Annotated in this window: 11 protein-coding genes; 5 read left to right on the forward strand and 6 right to left on the reverse strand. The window is 34.5% G+C overall.

The features are described 5' to 3' along the window. Window positions 1–492 precede the first annotated feature (492 nt). Entirely contained in the window at window positions 493–3147 is a 2655-nt protein-coding gene (locus tag VDP25_RS01745) for a T9SS type A sorting domain-containing protein (RefSeq protein WP_334466098.1), read from the forward strand. A gap of 316 nt (window positions 3148–3463) precedes the next feature. Beyond that, window positions 3464–4579, forward strand: coding sequence for a formylglycine-generating enzyme family protein (locus tag VDP25_RS01750; protein WP_334466099.1), 1116 nt, complete (start codon window positions 3464–3466; stop codon window positions 4577–4579). A gap of 109 nt (window positions 4580–4688) precedes the next feature. On the opposite strand, the gene VDP25_RS01755 is transcribed toward VDP25_RS01750, so the two are convergent. The 6 genes from VDP25_RS01755 to VDP25_RS01780 form a co-directional block, all read right to left on the reverse strand. Next, the gene (locus VDP25_RS01755) at window positions 4689–6527 is read right to left on the reverse strand and encodes an arylsulfatase (protein WP_334466101.1); all 1839 of its coding nucleotides are present in this window, start codon (window positions 6525–6527) and stop codon (window positions 4689–4691) included. A gap of 58 nt (window positions 6528–6585) precedes the next feature. Then, window positions 6586–8010 carry a sulfatase family protein gene (locus tag VDP25_RS01760; protein ID WP_334466103.1) on the reverse strand — a complete coding sequence of 475 codons (1425 nt, stop codon included), beginning with the start codon at window positions 8008–8010 and terminating at the stop codon, window positions 6586–6588. Continuing rightward, the gene (locus tag VDP25_RS01765; RefSeq protein WP_334466106.1) at window positions 8000–9541 is read right to left on the reverse strand and encodes a sulfatase family protein; all 1542 of its coding nucleotides are present in this window, start codon (window positions 9539–9541) and stop codon (window positions 8000–8002) included. The genes VDP25_RS01760 and VDP25_RS01765 overlap by 11 nt, the downstream gene beginning before the upstream one ends. Window positions 9542–9545: 4 nt before the next feature. After that, window positions 9546–10700, reverse strand: coding sequence for a putative glycoside hydrolase (locus VDP25_RS01770; protein ID WP_334466108.1), 1155 nt, complete (start codon window positions 10698–10700; stop codon window positions 9546–9548). A gap of 9 nt (window positions 10701–10709) precedes the next feature. Continuing rightward, a complete protein-coding gene (locus VDP25_RS01775; RefSeq protein ID WP_334466110.1) occupies window positions 10710–12446 on the reverse strand; it encodes an alpha-L-fucosidase in 1737 nt (578 codons plus the stop codon). Window positions 12447–12641: 195 nt separating this feature from the next. Next, window positions 12642–15764, reverse strand: coding sequence for a TonB-dependent receptor (locus VDP25_RS01780; protein ID WP_334466113.1), 3123 nt, complete (start codon window positions 15762–15764; stop codon window positions 12642–12644). Window positions 15765–15981: 217 nt separating this feature from the next. On the opposite strand from VDP25_RS01780, the gene VDP25_RS01785 reads away from it, so the two are divergent. Genes VDP25_RS01785 through VDP25_RS01795 form a run of 3 tightly spaced genes read left to right on the forward strand, consistent with a single transcriptional unit; the run spans window position 15982 to window position 20629 of the window. Then, window positions 15982–17505: an alpha-L-fucosidase gene (locus VDP25_RS01785; protein WP_334466116.1), complete on the forward strand. Its 1524-nt coding sequence runs from the start codon at window positions 15982–15984 to the stop codon at window positions 17503–17505. A 29-nt stretch (window positions 17506–17534) separates the two neighbouring features. Next, window positions 17535–18719 (forward strand): putative glycoside hydrolase, encoded by a 1185-nt coding sequence (locus VDP25_RS01790; protein WP_334466118.1) that lies wholly within the window; start codon window positions 17535–17537, stop codon window positions 18717–18719. A gap of 29 nt (window positions 18720–18748) precedes the next feature. After that, entirely contained in the window at window positions 18749–20629 is a 1881-nt protein-coding gene (locus VDP25_RS01795; protein WP_334466120.1) for a sulfatase, read from the forward strand. The last annotated feature ends 60 nt before the right edge of the window (window positions 20630–20689 follow it).

Raw genomic sequence — 20689 nt, forward strand, 5'->3', positions numbered from 1 at the left:
TAGAGATGCATGACTTCTCCATTCTTGGTATGCCTAATTAAATCAAAATGATCTATTAAAAATTCAGGAAGAATAAGTTTCAGTAGTTCTAGATAATTGTCCAAAAGTCTTTTTTTTTTTTACAAAAATCAGAATCTTTTTTTAATCATCACACACAACTTTTAGCAATGACCCGTTAAACCTAGAATTTACAGGTTTCATTAGAAAAGGTAATGAAACATTAAAAGAATTAAAGAATACTGTTTTTCATAATCTTAAATTCAACGTAAAATTTACATGTTAACGAGACTATCGTTTGTAATTACTTTTTCCATTTCTAATTATATAAGCCCATATTATAATTAAAGATGCAACATGCTGTTTTAAAGCCTTGTATAGAGTGTTTTACATGAAATGAGTATGTTTTTGAGCGAATTAAGCAAAGTATATATAGTGTATACACTTAATTTTGTAAAAATGTTTTTTAATCTACTTAATAAATCTACTAACATCATGAATAAACAATTACAATTCTTTATACTTTTAGCTCTTATCGGCTTAAGTAACTTTCAATTAAATGCCCAGACCAATGGCACTTATACAAATAATAATGGCACTGGAGATGGCTTATGGTCTACTCCAACTAACTGGACAGGCGGAATAATAGCGGATGCAACTGGTATTGCAACTTTAGAAGCAGATGTAAACGTTAATAGTGATCAAAGCGTTGGAGCTATAATAATAACAGATGCTATAACAATCAGTAGCGCTTCGAATTCAACTTTAACCTTCACTACAGGTAATGGAAATTATATTATAGAAAATAATGCTGCTTCAGGTAATGTTACTATTGATTGCAACATAACTTTAGCCACTAGCGGAAGATTTAAAAATGTATCAGGAGCTAGTACTATTTTTACAAATGGCAACACGATTAGTTCAAGTACTTTTGGTCTTACTATTGAAAATGAATCATCTAATCCTTTTGAATTTCATGGAGAAATTACAGGATCAGGTCTTTTTAATATTATAAATGCAGCTGGTGCTGATGGAGGAGTAACTTTTGAAGCTGCTTCAGATTTATCCACTTTTACAGGAGGATTTAAAACGAGAAACAATCCAATTATTTTTAATAGTACTAATGTAATTACTGACTCTAATACTATAGAATTAGAAGGAAGTAGTACTCTTACTTTTAACGTTGCAGATACGTTTGAAGGAAACATTTATAAAGATTCTCAAGTAAATAATACATCTGTAGTCACATTTAATAAAAACCAAAGTAATTTAGGTTACTTAAGAGTACTTACTAGACCCTTAAGTTTGGTCTTTGCTCCAGAAGTTACGCTTGTGCAATTTTCTTCATATACAACTTCGGCTACAGAAGGAGTCGTAGATTTACAAAATTATTATTCTGGTGTTCTTAGAATAGGAACCACAGCTACTGAGGTTTCTCAAACAATATTAGACTCGTGGCTTCTTGATGGTGTTGAACCTACAGATGGTACTATAGTACAAGATGCATCTGGTTATATTAGAGTTCCAAAAATTGCTTCAACAACGGCGGATCCTATTGATTGGGAAGATGGTTCTTCTTGGATAGGAGGAATTGTTCCTACAGCTACAGATAATGTAATAATACAAGGTAATTTACAAATAAATACAGACGTTACCGTAAACGATTTTACAATTATTGAAGTTGGTGCTATAGAAAGAGTAAAAGTTGAGGCAGGGCACTCACTTACTATAAATGGTAATGCCATTACAAAAAATAACCTTTTTGCATATTCAACGTCATCGACTTTTGGAAGTTTAATTTTTAATGGAACCGTAAATGGAGACATTAGATATTATAGATATGTAAATGGAAATCCTAATGGTAATGACTTAATAGCATCTCCTGTTGATCAAAATTTTTCAACTCTAGCAAATAATAATGATGCTGAACTTGTATCAAACCCTAGTAATCCCGATCAAAAATTATTTGGCCCTTTTGATAATACAAATGGTGAATTTCTAAATTGGAATAAGACTGGTAGCGATGTAATAGTGCCAGGTGAAGGTTATAGAGCAGGAACTGTTAGTGGAAGCACGATGTATTTTAAAGGAACAGTACCAAACTCTCCTGTAGCAAATGTGTCAGTAACTATTTCAAACGGAGGAGACACTACATATGGTTTATGGAACTTAATTGGAAATCCCTTCCCTTCTTATTTAGATTTTGGTGAATTTTGGACTGAAAACTCAGGTGCATTAAATGGCGGCGGCGGAGCTTATCAAGCGATTTATGGATATGATGCTAATGATGCTAACGGTAGTAATTATACGATTTGGAATAATATAAACTCTTCAGATAAAATTACACCAAGTCAAGGATTCTTTGTTAGAACAATTTCTGGAGGCACAGTAACATTTACACCTGCTATGCGAACTCTTGGTACTTCTGATGACTTTATAGTTGGAAGATCATCAACACCTAACTTTTTGTTATCAGAATTATTTTTATCTAATGCATCTTCTACGCAAACTACAAAAATATACTTTGCAGAGCATCAAACAAGAGGTTTAGATCCAGGTTATGATGCTGCTGCTTTCACAGGTTCTACTAATGGTATTTATACTCATCTTGTAGAGCATAATGAAGGATTAGAATTTGCGATTCAGGCTTTACCTTATAACGATTTTAATGATGTGGTTGTACCACTTGGTGTTAAAGGAGATGCTGGCACACAATTAACCATTGGTTTAAATGTAGAAACGGCTTCTATACCATCACATATTAATGTGTATCTTGAAGATAACATTACTAATACATGGACCTTATTAAATACTGGAGATTATGTATTTACACCATCTGACAATTTAAACGGAACAGGACGATTCTATATACATTACTCTTCATCTGCATTATCTATAAAAGATAACTTGTTAAATGGTTTAAACATCTATTCAGAGCAAGCAACGAAAACTGTAGTGATTAAAGGTCAATTAAACACAAATACAACAGCTGTAGTATACGATATGCACGGCAGAATAGTATTACAACAAGCCTTGGATACTTCTAATACAACAAACATTGTTGAAGTGAATGCGCTAAGAACTGGTGTCTATATTGTTGAATTAAAAAGTGAAACACAAAATAGAACCCAAAAAATTATTATTAATTAAAAATATAAAATCAACACCTTAACGTGTTGAATATAGATATCCTTTTGAATTGATTAATAGCCCAAAAAACCGCAATATTTGAAAAAATGTTACGGTTTTTTTTCATATAGAATATCTCTTAGCACTGTCTTATGATTAAATTTCTAATGTAAACATGAAATATCAAGGACCATAACTAGTTAAATTATTAAGAATTATTTGTAATGTTATGACTCCAAATTAGTTTATTTACAAGTGGAATACTAAATCTTTTAAAGAACGACTACTAATTTGCACACTATTTAAATTAAGAAATAAATACTAAAAATAAAACAACATGTATCAACAACGCTTAACAAAACAATTCGCTTATTTGGCTTTTGCTTTAGTACTGTTCTCATCAGTTTCTAGCTGTAAAAATGAAGACCAGAAAAAATCTTCTGAACCTAAAACTGAAGCTAAAGCGGAACCAACTTCAAAAATGGAAACACCTGAAGGTATGGTTTGGGTAGAGGAAAAAACCTTTTTACAAGGGGCAAAAGATTCTGACCAATATGCCATGCCAAGAGAAAAGCCTGCACATTGGGTTACTGTTGATGGTTTTTTTATAGATATCACTGAGGTTACCAACAAGCAGTTTAAAGCCTTTGTAGAAGCTACAAACTATATAACTATAGCAGAACGTGAGATTGATTGGGAAGAAATGAAAAAAGAATTGCCTCCAAACACACCAAAACCTCATGATTCTATTCTACAACCTGGAAGTTTAATTTTCAATAAAGACGTTAATGCTGTTGTAAACATGGAAAACTATGGCCAATGGTGGACATGGAAAACAGGAGCGAATTGGAGACATCCTGATGGTCCAGAATCGACTATTGAAGGTAAAGATGATTATCCTGTAGTACACGTGGCCTACCAAGATGCTTTAGCGTATTGTGAGTGGGCCAATAGACGTTTACCAACCGAAGCCGAATGGGAATCTGCTGCTCAAGGTAAAAATACGAACACTATTTTTACTTGGGGTAATGATGCCGCTAAATTAGATGCTAATGCTAATACTTGGCAAGGTGTGTTTCCTACAAAAAATGAGTCTCAAGATGGTTTTGAATTTATCTCTCCAGTAAAATCGTATCCTCCAAATAGTATTGGTTTATACGATATGGCTGGAAATGTATGGGAAATAACTAGTGATTTCTTTAGTGTAAAATATTACAGTGAATTAGACACGTCTAAGCCGATTGTAAATCCTAAAGGAGCTGCTACACATTTTAATCCTAATAATCCGTACCAAGTAGAACACGTGATGAAAGGTGGCTCTTTTTTGTGCCATGCCTCATACTGTGCTAGTTTTAGAATATCGGCTAAAATGGGTGTTTCTGTAGATTCTGGGTCCGATCATATGGGCTTTAGAACAGTTGCTACACCAGATATGTTAACTTCTAAAGAATAATATATACGGTTCACATATATCAATAAAAAAAGGGAAAGCTAACTTTCCCTTTTTTTATGTCATAAAATGATTTACAATACAGATTTGTAAAGCGTAATCTCTAAAACAGTTAATCTATAATAGAGAATTCTTTTGATACTCTAGTCACTTTAATATAAAATGCACCCCAGTCTTCACCTTTATCGGTTGTAAACCATGCACTCATATCCGTTTCGCCTTTAGTAAAATTACCTGTAAAGCTTATTACTTTTGCGTCCTTTTCTACGGCTTTAGTTTGTTCCCAAGCCCCGATTTTTACACCACCAGATTTAAAATTCATTGTTCTACCTTCTGCAATAGCTTCCGTAGAAATGGTGCCTTCTTTTCCGGCAACAGCTGCATTTATTGCTAAATCAGCTTCAAAAGGCCACCTGCTTAATTCAATAGTATACGTTCCAGACTGTTCAAATGCTACGGTAAATTCACCTCCCATTGGATTCTTTTTCGCTTCTCTAATGTAATTTTGATTCCATGGAATTTTAGAATCGTGCACATGTGTATCATGACAGGTTAGTTCTATAGGATTTTGATTATCAGAACCTAAAACAATGATTGGAAATTGATTAAACTCTGTAGATACAGAACTCCACCATTCATTATAGTAACCTCGCATTTGTTCTACTTTTTCAGGAAACTGAGCAGCTAAGTCATTATCTTGACCTGGATCTTTAGAAATATCATATAATTCTTTACCATTAACCAATCGCATTTTGTCTGACATCACGGCACTTTTTCTCCATTTTATTGGGCTTTGTACACGTTGCGAATCGGTGATAAGATAGTCTCTACCAATGGTTTCTTCTTCTCCTAAAAGCAGTGAAGAAATATCCGAACCATCCATTTTCTTTTGTCTCTCTGGCAATTCTAAATCACATAAAGTGGCTAAGGTTGGTAAAATATCTAAATGGGCTGTAAGTTCCTTTACATCTCTTCCGCCTTCAATATTTTTCTCCGGATACTTAATAAAGAATGGTACGCGGTGTCCACCTTCATATTCACTATTTTTTGTGCCCTTCATTCCAGCATTAAAACCGTATAATCGGCCACCTACTGTTTTATATCCTGAAGCGGTTCCGTTATCGGTCATAAAAATAACGATGGTATGATCTGCAATATTTAAATCTTTCAATTTCTTCTGAAGCTTCGCAAAGTTGTCATCCACGTTGGTAATCATTCCGTAGAAGATTTTTTGAAACTCCGGAATGTCTAAATCTTTGTATTGATTATAATAGGTTTCTGGCACATTGAAAGGAAGGTGTGGCGCATTGGCAGAAATATAAGCGAAGAATGGTTCATCTTTCTTCTCTTCAATATATTTTATAGCTTCATCAAACCATACATCGGTACAATAGCCTTCAAACTTCGTTGGTACTCCATTTTTAAAATAGGTATCATCAAAATAATCGTTATCCCAATAATCTGGTGTCTGACCAACTCCACCTCCACCATGGGTAATGGTATATTTAAAACCTTTATCTTGTGGTCTAGAAGGATAAGTATCACCTAAATGCCATTTACCAAACATTGCGGTTTCATACCCATTTTCTTGAAACACATCAGCCATAGTCACTTCATCTGCTCTTAAAATAGAAACTCCACCAATTGTATGCCAAACTCCTACTCTATTAGCGTATCTTCCGGTCATTAAACCCGATCTTGAAGGAGCACAGGTTGGCCCCACATGAAAATCTGTTAAACGCACCGATTCATCATGGAATTTATCTAAAGCTGGCGTTTTAACTAAGGTGTTCCCATGAGCACCAAGATCTCCATAACCTTGATCATCGGTTATAATTACAATGACATTAGGCTGTTTTGATTTTTTAGTGGTTACTGTTTTTGTGGATTGAGACGTACATGAAAACGTAAGTCCCACAAGGGCTATTAATGCTATTACTTTTTTATTCATTTCAATACTGTTTTTTGAAAGTATAGGGTGTTATTAAATTATTTTAAACCGGTGTAAATTATTCAGGCAACTCTTTTTTCCAGTCGGCCCACAGACTTTTTAGCTCACTTACGTGTTGCTCATTACGCTCTGCTAAGTTATTTTTCTCAAAAGGATCTTTAGAAATATTATAGAGTTCGACTCTGTTAATTTTTTCGTTAAATAAAAGTTTCCAATCTCCTTTTCTAACCGCGCCTTGTGCCCAATGATTGGTATTTTCTCTAGGAAAACGCCATTCCCAAAATAAGGGTTTTGTTCTTTTAAAGCTATTATTTTCTAAAATTGAACTGATATTTTCTCCATCAATAGCATAATCGTTTGGCAATTCTATTTCTGCTAAATTGGCAAAGGTTGGTAATAAATCGACTGTAGATAATACACTTGTTGAATCTACCTTATTTTCGTCAACATGATTTTTCCATTTTACAATAAAAGGCACTACGACTCCACCTTCGTAAATATCCACTTTTCGTCCTTTCAAACCTGCGGTTGAACCCGCTTCTTTAGAAGGTCCCCATCCTGCAGGACCATTATCACTAGAAAACATAATTAAGGTGTTTTCGTCTAATCCCATTTCTGATATGGATTCTAATAAACGTCCAACATGAAAATCGGCATCCTTTAAAACTGCATAATAGGTTTCTTTACTTGGTGATAGCCCTTTAAAAGATTCGCGTTGCGCTTCTGAAGGCCATAAGGGTGTGTGCGGATCTTTTAACCAAAGGTTGACAAACATGGGTTGTTTACCTTTGTTTCGTTTGATAAAATCAATCGTTTCATCTACTGCAATTCTACTCGAACTTTGTACCCATAAGGTATCCGTATCCATAAATCGTGTGGTTGGCCATTTCTGATCTCCTTTCCAAGTTGGTCCATTGCCGTTCCAAACTCTAGCGTCATCGTATCCGTAAACTTTAGGCTCTGGTGCTGAAGGATCGCCATGAGGTTTACCTCCACCTCCTAAATGCCATTTCCCAAAATGTGCCGTTTTATAGCCTGCTTTTTGTAGGGTTTGAGGCAGGTATACCGGTAAGGAATCATTTAAATAATTAGGCATATTGCGTTTAGCATTCACTTCGTTTCCTGCAAAGTGCGCATGAACACGATGTCTTGCCGGAAAATGACCGGTTAAAACTGAAGACCGGCTTGGTGAACAGACACCACTTGTTACATGAAATTGTGTAAATCGTGTGCCTTCAGAAGCCATTTTATCTAGATTGGGCGTCACAACTTCTGTATTTCCATACACGCCTAAGTCACCATAACCCCAATCATCTGCAAAAATGAAAATAATGTTTGGCCTTAAATCTCCTGTTTTAGCTACAGCTCCATTATTAACTACGGTTTTCGTCTTAGTCTCATTACAAGAATACATTGCAATAGCAACCCATAAAAGTGTGATCTGTTTTAAATAACGCATTCTCATTTCCGTATTAATTTTCAAACGTTTCTTTTTCCTGTTCGTTACCTAATGCTGCAGCCAACTCCTTAACTTTTTCAGGAAATTGACTTGCTAAATTCGTGTTTTGCCCTATATCGTCTTTAAGATTGAAGAGTTGTACGGTATCCTTAGCGGTTTTAAAACGTTGTCCTTCTTCAAACCATTTTGGTATTCTGGTGTGGTAACCATCTTTATTATTAATGTATAACCAATCGCCTTTTCTAATCGCATATTTTGAAGCCCAAGTATTGTGAACAATAGTTTCTCTCACAGGTTCATCTGTATTAGTTAACCATACGTTAGAAAAATTAAAGCTGTCATGCTGAAACCCTTTCGGTAAATCGCTATTTGTAATAGACGCTAACGTATTTAAAAGGTCTATTTGACTGAACAATTGATTGCTCTTTGTTCCTGGTTTAATATGGTTGGGCCATTTTACGATAAAAGGCACATGATGTCCGCCTTCATAAACATCTCTTTTTACTCCTCTAAACGGATGAGAACTATCGTGATCATAATTTTTAATACGGCTATAAGCATAGTGCTCTGATCCATTATCTGAAGTAAAAATTACAATCGTATTTTCATCTGCATTAATGGCTTTTAACGCTTCTAAAATTTGTCCAACTGCATCATCAGTCTGAAACACAAAATCGCCATAAGGACCTGCATTGCTTTTTCCTCTAAATTCTTCATTTGGGATTATTGGTGCGTGCGGCGAAGGAAATGCCATATATAAGAAAAAAGGTTCTTTAGCTTGTTCTTGATTTTTTATAAAAGTCACAGCTTTACGTGTCACCGTTGGTAAAATCTTATAAAAATCCCAATCTTTTACTGCTGGTCCTGGTCGTAATTCCCAATTGCCTTCTAATGCAAAATCTTCTTTAGGATGTTGTAACGTTAGTGTTGGTGCTTCTGTAACCTTATCATTTTCAATCCAAGTATATGGAGGGAAATTAATAGTACCATCACCAAAATAAGAATCGAAACCTATAGACAACGGCCCATTAGGAATGGATTTATCCCAATCATAAGCCTGTGCTGGCCAAATTTCTATTTCCTTTTTTCCGTGCTTCGCTTTTACTTTTTGAGTAAAATCTTTTTTTCTAATCGCTTCCCAGTTCCATCCTAAATGCCATTTACCAATAGCTGCTGTATGGTAACCGTTGGTGTTAAGAATACGAGGTAAGGTTACCTGATTTTCTTTAAACACCGATTCTCCCATAGCATGTACAATATCGTTGAAGTCTCTCCAATGGTAGCGGCCCGATAACAAGGCATACCTACTTGGTGTACACACTCCTGAAGAACTATGCGCCTCTGTCATTAAAAGCCCTTCTTTTGCTAATTGATCTAAATTGGGTGTTGGGATTTTAGATTGGGGATTCTGAATTGCTAAATCACCAAAACCCATATCATCAGCATAAAATATGATGATGTTGGGTTTATTAACTTGAGGTGTTGGTTTTGTTTGTTCTTGACAAGCTGTTAAGCACACCAACAGTATTATATAAAAGTAGGCGCTTATTTTCATGGTTTTAACTTTCTTTTTTCCAGTCAATGGTGGCTTTCTTGTTTTCTAAATCGACCCAAATACTAGCATGTTCATAATTTCGGGTTAAAATCCAACCGTTAACCTGCATGTCATCTACAGGTTTGCCCAAGGGTTTATCAAATTCAGGATACCATAGAAGTGATCCCATACTTAAGCGATACCCCCAATTGTAACTAATATACGAATGTTTTTGTGCTCCAGCTAAAAAAGAAGCTAAAGCAAAAGTTAGATGCTTTTTAGCAATTTCTTCTTTTTCTTTTTCAGATTTAGCCATAAACTTTTTGTTTAACCATGCATTCTCTGGCCATGTCTTAAACACTACTATTTTACCGCTTTTACCTGCTTTTTCCATTTCTTGAATATCCTTAAGCATACTTTCTTTCGTTTTGCTATTAAAATAGCCGAAATGTTCAATCATTATGGCATCTGTAAAATCTGGAAAGTCATTTTCGCTATTTCTAACTGGTGTAGAACGAATACCGTTATAAACGATTAATTTGTCATCACCAATTTTAGCTCTCGTTTCTTTAATGAGATCTTTTAAGCCTTGTTGAATGGCATCAAACTTTTCAGTTCCCCATAATTGTTTATTTCCAGGATTAGTCACTTGGACTAAACCGTCAAAGAAAACACCATCAATGTTTTCATTATTCAAATTGTCTTTAGCGACATTAGACCACCATTCTCTAACTTCTGGATTAGATAAATCATAACGCTTAATTCTATCGCTCTTTAAATCTAAATCTCCTGTTTTTGTTTTAAGCCACCACTCTGATTTTGTTTGATACTCTTCATGCGCTTTATACATATTATAATCTAAAAACGCATTCCAATAGAATACCACTTTCATGTCTGGATTTAAATCTTTTAACACTTTTGCATCAGCCGCAATAGCATCTTCCGAATGTTTGTATTTTGGAAAACCATGGGCTTTTTCTAATACCGTAAAATTGGAATGCGAAGCAATAAATTTTGCTTCCTTTTTAGTTAAGAGATCCCCTTTTTTCCCAAAGTGAAATGCAACAGGAACCTTATCCCAACTAAATTTTGGATAATGCTTATCGTCTTGAGAAAAGGCTGTTTGAACTAAAAACAAACCTATTAAAAACAGACTTTTATGTATAGAAGCTAACTTCATGATGATTAACTATTTTATAGGTAATATTTTGATAGACTTTAAACTCGATGTTTGTGCATCACCTTCAACTAATGACGTCTTTATGATATGATTACCAGCAGTTTTAAATTCTAAAATTCCCATTCTTCGGTACGCGTATTTATCGGTTGCTGCTTGTTGATTTTGAACTTTAATACCTTCATCTGTTGTGGTTTTCCATACTAATCGTCCTTCACCTTTATATTCTAAATCTAAATAGTAATAACCCGGTTCTTGAACGTTTACTTCCCAACAAACCATACCGTTTTCTTCCCAATTGCTCACTTGGTTGGCATGTTTCCATTCACCAAATTTCTCCATCCAACGTACGTTTTTTTGTTCTGCACCTTCAACTTCACCAAATTCCGTTAATAATCTTGTAGGTACATTTGGATAGATACCTAAGTGTGATTCTACTACAGCTTCGGCATCTTCAAGTTCTACTTCAATTACAGAAATCAATTCTTCAGGTGCTTTATATGGCACGTCGATAACTAACCAATCGTTCTCTTTAGAAAATTCAAGAGAACTCTTTTTGTCACCATCTAAAACGGATATTTTTTTCACTTTAGACTTTAATCCAGGTAAGTATAATTTGCCATTAGTTGGCCATTCACTTACAGATAAATAAAGCGATTTACCATTAGTAGTAACATCTCCCCAAGGCAATGCATAACCCCAAGGTGAACTACCTGCAGCGTAAATTACCTGTGGGTATTTTTGAATCCAACGACCAGACTCTTGTAAAAACTCTATACCAATACTAGGAATAGCGCCGTTACTATCTGGACCTACATTAAATAAATATGTACCACCTCTAGCTACAGTTTCAATAACACGACCTAAAATCTTTTTAGGACTTTTAAAGTTATTATCATACCATGCATAAGACCAAGAATCGTTGTTGGTATCACAAGTTTCCCAAAGCCCTTCTACATTTCGGGTTGGCACTTCCATATCTCCAATACTAGCATAGTCACCCATACCATAACCAACTCTACTACACATCATAGCATTTGGTTGTAATTCTCTAACCATATCCGCTAATTCTACCACATATTCTTCTGGCATATCACCTGGAGTATCAAACCAAACAAAATCGATGTCTCCATAATTAGTACATATTTCTTTAACCTGAGGTTTACACTTATTGTAGAAATAATCTTTAAAGTCTGCTTTATTTCCATTCTCATCAACTTCAGGACCTCTTGTACCACCTGGCGCCGTCCAATCTTGATTATGAGAATAATAAAACCCGAATCCAAGTCCTAATTCTTTACAGGCAGCAGATAATTCGTGCATGGGATCTCTACCAAATGGAGTGGCATCAACAATATTGAAATCACTAGCTTCAGAATCGAACATCGCAAAACCTTCATGATGTTTACTGGTAATGATGATGTACTTCATGCCTGCATCTTTTGCTAATTGTGCAATTTGCTTAGCATCGAATTCCGTTGGATTAAACGTTTTTGCCGTTTCCATATATTTTTCTGGAGCAATATTGGCCACACGCTTGCTCATTAACCATTCGCCTATACCGTAATACGTTTTATCTTCCCATACACCACCTAGATTTGAAAACAATCCCCAATGAATAAACATACCGTAGTTGCCTTCATCAAATAACTTCGCTTTTCCACTTTTTAAAGCATCACCTGTAACGGTAGTTTCACCCCACATTTCTTCCATTCCTTTTTTGTTTTTATCTTGAGAATGGCTATTCATAACGCTAATAAGCATTATTAAAACGGAAAACATTAAACATCTATTCTTAAACATATGCGTACTATTATTAATTTTATTTATTTTTTGATTTGTAGATAGAAATCACCTACTTTTTTCTTTACTGTATATAATATTCTTGAGTCATCACTAATTTTCATCAATTAACGATGCTCCCAAAAACATATTTATTTTAGATTATAATCTGTATCTCAATCCTACTTTCCAAGTTGGAGTTCTACCGTAATAAGAAGTTAAATTTTGAGTATCATCTCCAATATAACGACGTGTATCTTCTCCTGTAAGATTACTTACACCTGCACTTGCTTGTAACTTTTTTGTAATCTTATATTTTAAATTGATTCCTAAAAGCGTCGTTCCTTCTGTATAATGTGCCTCATCTGCACGTGTAGAGCCTATACCACCCAAATTACTTAAGTAATTACTTCTGTAGGCTGCAGTGAATCTAAAAGAGAACCCGTACTTTTCATAGTACATCACTGTATTGAAGTTGTGTTTAGATGTTCCTGGAAAACCATTAGTGGCATCTCCAACAGCGCCATCAAAATTACTTTCAACAAAAGAATAGTTAGCGCGTAAACCAAATCCACTAGCAAAACCAGGTAAAAATGTAAAATGATGATTAAATCCTATTTCAAAACCATAAAGTTGTGCATTTGTAATGTTTATAGGAGTAGAAATATCGAACAATAAATCTTCTTGACCTACAGGTAATGCTACACCCAACGCTTCTACACCTGGATATGCTTGATCATTTAATGTTTGCCTTCCTATATAATTTCTAATGTCTTTATAAAAGATACTACCGATAATTGCACCTCCATTTTTGCTATACAACTCAAATGTTGTATCATACATCCATGCGCTGTAAGGCTCTAACTTTGGATTACCAGATTTAATAGTTCCTCTATATAAACTTGTTCCTAAGTTTGGCTCATAGTCTGGTGAACTCGGGTTGAATATTTCAGAAGTAGGATCTAAATATACCACCTCATTACTCGGCATCATATCTCTATATTTTGGCCTAGATGCTCCTTTAGCAACACTAAATCTCCAGTTAAAATTTCTTTTTATTTTGAAATTGGCATTAAAGCTAGGTAAAACATCCCATCTAGAATTGTCTACCTCATGATATATAGCTTCACTTACTACACCACTAGTCTCTGCTATAGGATCAACTATTTCTACTCCGGTAAATGCTCTTAATTCATTTATGGTATTAATGGCTCTTACTCCAAAATTTAAAACCACTGGTATATCAAATATTCTTGTTCTTGCATCAACTTGTGCATAGGTAGAAAAGGTTTTTTCTATCGCTCCATAAGATTTTGCAGGATTAAATTGTAAATCACCTTCCTCAGAAACCAATTCATTTAAAGGGGTATTAAAATCGAAAATACTTCCCCCATTTAAACTATTAAATCCTGGTGTTAAATCTAACACGGCATTTCCGGGAATATTAATCCATTGATCTAAACCTGTTCCACCTCCTAAAAAATCACCTGGAATATAATAATTGTCATAAGAAATAAGATCTACGAACTGCTGTAATTGCTCATCTGTATAGTCACCATATATATCGTCAGCATTTGCTTGCGCTTCTCTAGCTTCAAAATCTGTCATTGCAGATCTTGCACCCAATGAGAATTTCACCTTTTTATTCAGCTCATATTCTACATCAAATCTTGAAGCATAGTTGTAGCCCTTAGTTCTAATATGTCTTTTTGCTGCAGATCTAAGACCAAATGCTGTAGGATCTAAAATTTCAGTTGGAAGTCCAAACTGAGGAAGTTCACCTCTCAAATCTAAACTAATAGCACTATTGTCATAATCTCTTCCATCCAATCTTGCAGTTATTTGCGTTAAATCTTGGAAAAAATCTAAATCTGAATACGATAAATCAAAACTAAAAGTCAACTTATCTGATTCCTTATATAAGGTATTCAACCCTATGATATTATTGGTGGTATTATTTGTATAAAATTGATTTTTGTTTTGAATATTTACTCGTGATAAGTCTGCACCAGCTGCATTGATGTACGCTAAATTATTTCCATTAAAAACAAGGCTTTCTGGTGTAAAAAAGTTATTAACGCCCAGTAAACCATTATCACCACCTGTAGACATTGATATTTGAAATTGTTGTCTGTCTGAAAAAGCTTCTAATTTAGTTAAGGTATAATCTAGCAAAAACTCTAATTTATCTGTTGGCTTGTATTGAATTGCCGCTGATAATGCCAATTGTTGTCTGTTATCTTTTCTTACGGCATTATTAATAGTTGCTGGTACTAAGATACCTTCATAAACATTCTCTCCATCTTCAAAAGCACCATTGCTATTAGTATCTTCATAAAAATCTACATTTCTATAACCTCGCATTCCCGACTCATCTCGGTATCTATTATCATCCGTGTGAACTACTGAAACAGCGGCTCCTAATTTATCATTTATTTTACCTCCAAACACACCTGACAATCTGGTATCAAAAGCTATATCTTCGAACTCTGAATCACTATCTCCTCTTACATTAACACTAGCAAAATAATTCTTCCCTCTTTTATACCTGGTATCTAAAGGTCTTAAAGTTTGAAAATCTACTGTACCACCAATATCTGTAGCAATTTCTTTAGCCTGCGTTGTTTTATGGATTCTAGCTCCATTAATAATTTCTGTAGGAATAACATTTAAGTTAAATTTTCTAAAATCCGATTTCCCTTCATTTCCAGCAGAAATTGGCGCTCGACCATTCATCGTAATTTTCACAAACTGAGGCCCTATACCTCTAATAGATACTCTATCTCCAGAAACCCCATCATCATTTCGTTCAATCTGCACACCTGCAACTCTTTGTAAAGCATCAGTTACGTTACCATCTGAAAAACTTCCGATATCTTCTGGAGTAATGGCTTCAATAACTGTAGTGGCTTCTCGCTTCTCTCTAACAGCATTTAATTGAGAACTTCTAATTCCTACTGTAAGAACAACCTCATCTAAAGCTTGAGAATCCGTTTCCATCTTAACATTGATTACCGTCTTGCCAGCCGTAGAATACTCTACAGTTTTAAACCCTATATAATGAAACACCAATATAGCATCAGGATTTTTTAATTCTATCGTGTAGTCTCCATCAATAGTAGACATTGTACCATTTTTGGTACCTTTCTCTATAATACTAGCACCTGGCAATGGCATATTATCGACATCTGTAATTTTACCTGTTATGACTTGCTCTTGTGCAAAACTAAAAAAGCATTGCAGCAGCATTAAGAACAGTAAATTTTTAGAATTAATTTTTTTCATGACTTGATGAGTTAGTTCGTATGACTACAAATATGTATCAAATAAGATAAATCAACTTGCTCAGTTCGTTTTTAAATTTTCTCAAATCAACCAAACCCTTTAAGGACTAAGCGTTCTATATGTATTTGAATTTTTACAGCAACAAAATGACAGAATAGAGAAGCGTTACTAAATTAGTTAATGGTTACTTTGTATATCTATGATAATATAGAAACAGATGTATACAAAAACAATTACAACCTCCCTTTTTTTAACATTAAGCGTTTATTGTGTTTTCGGTCAAACAAAACCGACTCAAAAAACAATTGATGCTAATTGGGAATCTATGGCTGAGCACTATCAGGTACCAGAATGGTTTCAGGATGGTAAAATAGGGGTTTGGATGCATTGGGGAATTCCGTCTTCAATTGATGAAAACAGAATAGAAGATGGTTCTCACTACGGAAGACGTATGTACGGTGATGAAGATTATGATGCACGAAATGAACCTGACAGACTTAGAACGGTAAGATTAACGAAATGGCATACTGAACGCTATGGTCACCCTTCAGAATTTGGTTATGAGAAATTTATATCCGATTTTAAAGCAGAAAACTTTGATGCCAATGCTATTGTGAAATTCGTTAAAGACAATGGAGCGCGTTTTATTATGCCAGTGGCGACACATCATGATAATTTTGATATGTATGATTCGTTCTTCCCTTGGAATGCCGTTAAAATGGGTCCTAAAAAAGATATCCTTAGAGAATGGAAGGATGCAGCCTACAAACACGATCTAAAATTTGGAGTATCAACACACTTATATTGGTCGCCTCGCTTTTTTAGAACGGCTAGGAAATTTCAAAAAGAGGGCACACCAGAATGGGACTTTTTTAATATGGATTATGACTCCTTTAAATTTGCCAGTCAAGATAGCTGGAATGAGCATTGGTACAAACGCTCTTGGGATTTAATAGAAAAATACGATCCAGACATGTTTAATAACGATTCGCCTTATCCGTCTATAAAAACAGGAAAAGGTTTAGGCGTGAAACTATTTTCTGATTATTTAAATAGAGACTTAAAAGAGAACAACGGCAAACAAACGACTGTGTTATCTTTTAAAAATGCTAAAGAAAATAAAGCGGCATTTACCTATAATTTAGAACGTGGGATGTTTGGGGAACAACAGAAACACCCATGGATTTGGGCAACCGATTTATCGGGTAGTTGGTTTTACAGAAAAGATTCATTTACTAAAATGTCTTTAGATGTTTTAATAGGAAATGCGATAGATGCCATTAGTAAAAATGGTGTAGTGATGATTAATATTGCTTTAAAAGGAGATGGTACAATTCCTGAAAATCAAAAGCAAATGCTGACTAATTTTGGAGACTTTGTAAAGATTAACCAAGAAGGTATTTACAACACCAGACCATGGAAAACCTTTGGAGAAGGACCTTTAGAAATCGTTACCAAACGCGCAGGTGAAAACTTGAAGAATTTCTCTGAGAAAGACATTCGTTTTACAACAAAGGATGGAAATATTTACGCTTTTGTTTTAGCGTCATCAACAGAAGATATTTTAATTGAAGTTCTAAAGACAAAAGGACTTTTACAAAAAAACATAAAAGATATACAGTTGTTAGGCAGCGATGAAACCATTCACTGGAACCGAAATAAAGATGGATTAGCTATCACATATGATTTTAAAAACATCCCAAATCAATCGGCTATTTGTTTTAAAATAATCACAGAATAACAACTTAAATAAATTAACTAAAGGTCATAATGCATTTTAAAACGACATTTTTATTGGTTTTATTCGCCATTTCTTTAAGTGCGTGTTCGGCGCAAAAACAAGAGGTGCCTGTGGTAAAACAAAAACTACCTGAGTTTTCTTGGGATAAAATGCCTTTATATATGCACATGCGTAAATCCACGGCTTTTACAAAAAAAGAGATTACCTATCTTTCAAAATTTCCTTTAATAACGTTTGAAAAAACAACAGGAAGTAAATCATCAGGATCCACAGAAAAAGGCACTATTAAAGCGGCTAAAGCTGTAAAAAAAATAAATCCTGATGCCAAAATACTTTACTATAAAAATGTGGTCATCAATTGGAAAGGTTATTCTGAAGATGAAGATTTTTTATACCAACACCCTGAAGCCCTATTAGTCAACGCCAAAGGCGAAAAAGCCTTAATGCCTAATGGAAAAACTGGATTCTTCGATATTTCAAAAGACTATGTTCGTGAGTATTGGTTAAACCATGTAAGTAAGGTGACCGAAAGTCCTTTTATTGATGGTGTGTTTTTAGATGCTAATATTAAAGTTTTAGTACCTTTCTTTTTTAACAGTCGTGTTGGTGAAGAAAAACGAGAAGCCATAAAAACAGGCTATATGTCTATGATGGCAGATTTAGATACTCAAATAGGAAAAGATAATTTACTTATTGCCAATATCATTCGCGTGCGTTCTGAATTTGAAGATTCAGGTAGAGAGTATTTAAAATTCTTTGATGGTTCATACTTAGAAGGTTTTGAACGTGGAAATTCTGGCATGACTTATGAAGATTACCTTGCAAAAGGCATTGATGCTGTCCAAAAATCGGCTAGAGAAGGCAATGTGATTGCTATGTCTCTCGGAATTGGTAAAGGCTTAAAAAATGCAGTAGCTGGTATTGATGATGCTAGAGAAAAAGTAAACATAAATGAAGATTTCACAAAACGCTTAGATTATCTATTGTCTATTTTTCTGGTTTGTGCCGAAAAATACAGCTACGTCTATCCACATGATGGCTATGGTGTTGGGAGTTCTGCGGTTTGGCTTAAAACATTTCCACAGTATGAGAAAAAACTCGGCGCACCAAAAGGCTATGCGAAACGTGAAGGCTACATTTACACAAGATCTTTTGAACATTTAGACGTTACTTTAGATATACAAAATAAAACAGCCCAATTAGATTGGAAATAAACGAACCCTTAATATTTATACATAAAAAAATGAAATCACTTTTAACATCACTTACAATTTTATTGTGCTTTTCTAACTATGCCATTAGTCAAGAAAAGAAAGATCTAGTAAAACCTAATATTATTATCTTTTATGTTGATGATTTAGGTTGGCAAGACACAGAACTCAATGATTTAGATGAGCCAACACCTTGGGAAACACCAAATATAGTTGCACTTGCAAAAGAAGGTATCAATTTCACCAATGGCTATTCTCCTGCTCCAACTTGTGCTCCATCTAGAGCTGCACTGCTTTCTGGTTTGCATCCAACTAAAACAGGTGTAACACATGTGAGTGGAGGCACCTTACCTAAAACCACTAAACGTTCTAATTATGTGACGCCGTATTATCCTATAGGATTAATGCCTGAAAACTTCACCATTGCAGAAGCATTAAAAATGAATGGCTATACAACCGGACATGTAGGAAAATGGCATGTAGGAGCTCTTGATATTCAAAAATCAACCAATCAAGGTTTCGATTTTGCTTACGAATCTAGAGGCGCACACCAAGGGCCTAAAAGAGAAAAAAACCGTATCAACAATTTTGCAACCCATGATAAAGGAGATGCTTACCGTTTAAGTGATGAAAAATATCCTCCGTTTACAAAATCATCTCCAAACGGTATTTCATATCCAAAGGATATGGTAACTGAAAAGGCACTTGAGTTTATTAAATCTAGTAAAGACGAGCCGTTCTTTTTATACTTAGCACATTGGTTGGTACATGCACCTATTCATACTAAGAACAAGGAGTTATTACAATACTACAGTGATAAATTAGGGGTAGAAATGCCAACCAAAGATATTCCGATTAAAACAGGTGGACAAACCAACCCGTTTTATGGAGCTATGGTAACGACTTTAGATTGGAGTTTAGGACGTGTGGTAGATTTATTAAAGACAACAGACGATCCAAGAAATCCAGGTAAAAAACTAATTGAAACCACTTATATTATTTTTTCTTCGGATAACGGAGGTGTAGAAAAAGCCAATGGTGATATCGTTACAGATAACTACCCTTTAGATCAAGGTAAAAAATATGCACAAGAAGGTGGTATTAGAGTCCCTATGGTGATTACTGGTCCTCATATTCCTAAGGGAAAGACACAAGATGTATTGATCAATCAATTAGACTTTTTTCCAACGATATTAAATCTTACAAACAGTACTGTGCCTAAAAAGTATAGTTCAGATTTAGATGGTTTAGATATTTCTGGGGTGTTATTAAATAATGATAATACTGTTAAAGATGCGTCAGGACATGAAAGAGAAGATTTATGGTGGCATTTTCCTCACAATACAGATTCTCAGATGCAATCTGCACTTAGACATGGCGATTACAAATTATACAAAAATTTAATTCCTGGTACTTATGAGTTATACCGTTTGTATAAAAATGGAAAACGCGAAGACTTAGAAGAAAAGCATAATATTGCTGCACAAAATCCAGAAATCGTTAAAGACTTATCAGCAAGATTAGAAAAATATTTAGAAGATTATAATGCACAAATGCCTTATAAAGATCCTTCAAAATTTAAAGGTGATGCCATAGCATCTATTCCTGTTATTACTAATGACGCATTTGATGCAAAATCTCAAAGCGTAACCATTTCTTTAGAAAAAGGAAAATCTAAGGTCATAGAAGCTTATGCGCTTGTAAGAATTGTAAACGCAAATTTAAAAAAGAAAAAAGGCAAAAAAGGAAAGTTAGGGAAACACGATTCAACCTTAATAAAAATACCAGTAAAGTCTAGCAAAAATAATTTAGAGTACACGTTTACTATTCCTGAAGACATCATAGAATACGGTGTTATCTTAATCGATGAAAATCGTTTTATGGTAAAAAGTGACTTTCATAAAATCAACTAAAAAAAGAAGCATTGAATGTGGTACTGTTTGGATTGAAATTACAGTATCACATGTGCTTTA

This window comes from Winogradskyella sp. ECml5-4 (genome assembly GCF_036903175.1).
Taxonomy (GTDB): Bacteria; Bacteroidota; Bacteroidia; order Flavobacteriales; family Flavobacteriaceae; genus Winogradskyella; species Winogradskyella damuponensis.

Excerpts from the sequence above, each read along its gene's own strand:
- VDP25_RS01770 (WP_334466108.1), bottom strand. The coding sequence starts at position 10,700 with ATGAAGTTAGCTTCTATACATAAAAGTCTGTTTTTAATAGGTTTGTTT.
- VDP25_RS01785 (WP_334466116.1), top strand. The coding sequence starts at position 15,982 with ATGTATACAAAAACAATTACAACCTCCCTTTTTTTAACATTAAGCGTT.
- VDP25_RS01795 (WP_334466120.1), top strand. The coding sequence starts at position 18,749 with ATGAAATCACTTTTAACATCACTTACAATTTTATTGTGCTTTTCTAAC.
- VDP25_RS01775 (WP_334466110.1), bottom strand. The coding sequence starts at position 12,446 with ATGAATAGCCATTCTCAAGATAAAAACAAAAAAGGAATGGAAGAAATG.
- VDP25_RS01750 (WP_334466099.1), top strand. The coding sequence starts at position 3,464 with ATGTATCAACAACGCTTAACAAAACAATTCGCTTATTTGGCTTTTGCT.
- VDP25_RS01745 (WP_334466098.1), top strand. The coding sequence starts at position 493 with ATGAATAAACAATTACAATTCTTTATACTTTTAGCTCTTATCGGCTTA.
- VDP25_RS01790 (WP_334466118.1), top strand. The coding sequence starts at position 17,535 with ATGCATTTTAAAACGACATTTTTATTGGTTTTATTCGCCATTTCTTTA.
- VDP25_RS01755 (WP_334466101.1), bottom strand. The coding sequence starts at position 6,527 with ATGAATAAAAAAGTAATAGCATTAATAGCCCTTGTGGGACTTACGTTT.
- VDP25_RS01765 (WP_334466106.1), bottom strand. The coding sequence starts at position 9,541 with ATGAAAATAAGCGCCTACTTTTATATAATACTGTTGGTGTGCTTAACA.
- VDP25_RS01780 (WP_334466113.1), bottom strand. The coding sequence starts at position 15,764 with ATGAAAAAAATTAATTCTAAAAATTTACTGTTCTTAATGCTGCTGCAA.